Source organism: Hydrocoleum sp. CS-953 (genome assembly GCF_002260545.1).
GTDB lineage: Bacteria > Cyanobacteriota > Cyanobacteriia > Cyanobacteriales > Microcoleaceae > Trichodesmium.
This window is the reverse complement of sequence record NZ_LGSU01000125.1, coordinates 1-2,218: the sequence shown is the minus strand read 5'-3', so window position 1 is coordinate 2,218 and position 2,218 is coordinate 1. Positions and strand designations below refer to the sequence as shown.

The 2,218-nt window shown below is 32.9% G+C and carries 1 protein-coding gene; it reads left to right on the top strand.

From position 1 onward, the window contains the following. The first annotated feature begins 496 nt into the window (after nucleotides 1-496). On the top strand, nucleotides 497-2,173 hold the full coding sequence (locus AFK68_RS00885; protein WP_094670890.1) for a hypothetical protein: 1,677 nt from the start codon (nucleotides 497-499) through the stop codon (nucleotides 2,171-2,173). The last annotated feature ends 45 nt before the right edge of the window (nucleotides 2,174-2,218 follow it).

Sequence of the window (2,218 nt, the reverse complement as noted above, 5' to 3'; positions counted from 1 at the left end):
CATCTACTTGCCCTCAGCATAATATTTTTTCAAATAAGTTATTGCCAAAAATACCAATACAAAAAATGTAATAATTCAGCCATCAGCTATTAGCTAGCCTCCTGGGTAGGAACTAGGTTAACAGCTATTGACAAGAGGAGGAGTTCATTAATTGATAATGGATAATGGATAATGGATAATTACCTCTGCCTAAAAGGGAGAGGATTGACCAATAAGGAAAAAAAATAATTTTTTCCCCTTTCAAGGGGAGGCTTTTAACCTAAATGATTTAATTAATAATTAATAATTATTAATTATTCGGTAAAAGCAATTGAAAAATTGAGAGAGTATTAAAATTCATTGCGAAAGTACGCTCCTTTAACCTGAGAAAGAAATTATTCATTATTTGCTGATAATGCAGTTCCTCTGTAAGAGGCTAGATGATTTCTAAGAGCTGAATGCTTACCAAAAAATCGAGCAAAAGCTGACACTTTATTCCATCATTAACAACCATACTATGAATATCAAAACAAAGAAAAATTTTATTTTTCTTCTCTCTGTCTGTCTCACAACTTCCATTTATATTGGACTTACTTTAAATCCTTCTTGGTCAGCTATTGAGAAAAACCAAAATCAATTAAATAGTGCAGTTCCTCTATGGAAAAACTTAGGAAATATCCATCATAAAATTACAACAAATTCTCCTCAAGCTCAACGTTACTTCGACCAAGGTTTAACCTTTATTTTTGGCTTCAACCATGCTGAAGCTAAACGTTCTTTTCAACAAGCAACCAAACTAGATTCTAATTGTGCAATGTGTTATTGGGGTATTGCTTTATCACAAGGTCCTAATATTAATGCACCAATGAATCAAGAATCTATTCCTACTGCTTATCAAGCTATCCAAAAAGCTGAGAAACTTTCTCCTAAAACTACTCTCATAGAACAAGCCTATATTAAGGCTTTATCTCAAAGATATTCTGCTCAAAATTTAGAAAATCGTAAATCTTTAGACATGGCTTATGCTAATGCCATGAGAGAACTTTCAAAACAATATCCTAATGATTTAGATGCAGCAACTCTATTTGCTGAATCTTTAATGGATGTAATGCCTTGGAATTACTGGAAAGAAAATGGTGAACCTCAACCTTTAACGAATGAAGTTGTTAAAACATTAGAGTTTGTATTAGAAAAAAATCCAAATCATCCAGGAGCAATACATTATTATATTCATGCCATTGAAGCTTCTCCATATCCAGAAAAAGCAGAAAAACCAGCATATATTCTCCGTAATTTAGTTCCTGCTGCTGGTCATTTAGTACATATGCCATCTCATATTTATCTCAGAATTGGTCGTTACCATGATGCAGCTACTACTAATCAAAATGCCATGAAAGTAGATGAGAAATTTCTGGCGACTTCTCAACAAAAAGGATTATATTCAGCACTTTATTATCCTCACATTATTCATTTTTTCTGGTCAGCAGCTAGTATGGAAGGACGTAGCAAAGATGCAATTAATGCTGCTAGAAAGTTAGTAGGTAAAGTTTCTCTTCAAGAAGTTCAGCAGTTTCCTTTGACTGAAATGTTTCTCCCCACTCCCTATTTTTCCTTAGTGCAATTTAGTAAGTGGGATGAAATTCTTACCGAATCTCAACCATCAAATAAGTTACCCTATACAATGGCAATGTGGCATTATGCAAGAGGTATGGCATGGGTTGGTCAGGGAAATTTAGAAAATGCTCAATTTGAGTATCAAAAAATCAACGACTTATTGCAAAATTCACAATTTAGTGGTTTGGAAAGTGCAAATTTTCCTGCTACAAATTTAATTTCAATTGCTAATCATTTATTAGTGGCAAAAATAGCAGACTTAAAAGATAAAAATGAGGAGATGATTTCTGAATATCAAACCGCCGTAGAACTTCAGGATAATTTACCCTATATGGAACCTCCTTATTGGTATTATCCTGTACGTCAATCTTTAGGTGCAGCTTTGTTAAAGTTAAATCGGGAAAAAGAAGCAGAAACAGTTTATCGTCAAGATTTACAACAGCATCCAAATAATGGTTGGTCTTTATATGGATTAGCAAAAAGTTTATCAGCACAAGGTAAACAAAAAGAAGCTGCTCAAGTCAAACAAGAGTTTCAAAAAGCTTGGTTAGAAGCAGATATTAAAATAATGGATAATTAATAATTAATAATGGATCATGGATAATTGATAATTAATAATTAATCC

Excerpts from the sequence above, each read along its gene's own strand:
- AFK68_RS00885 (WP_094670890.1), top strand. The coding sequence starts at position 497 with ATGAATATCAAAACAAAGAAAAATTTTATTTTTCTTCTCTCTGTCTGT.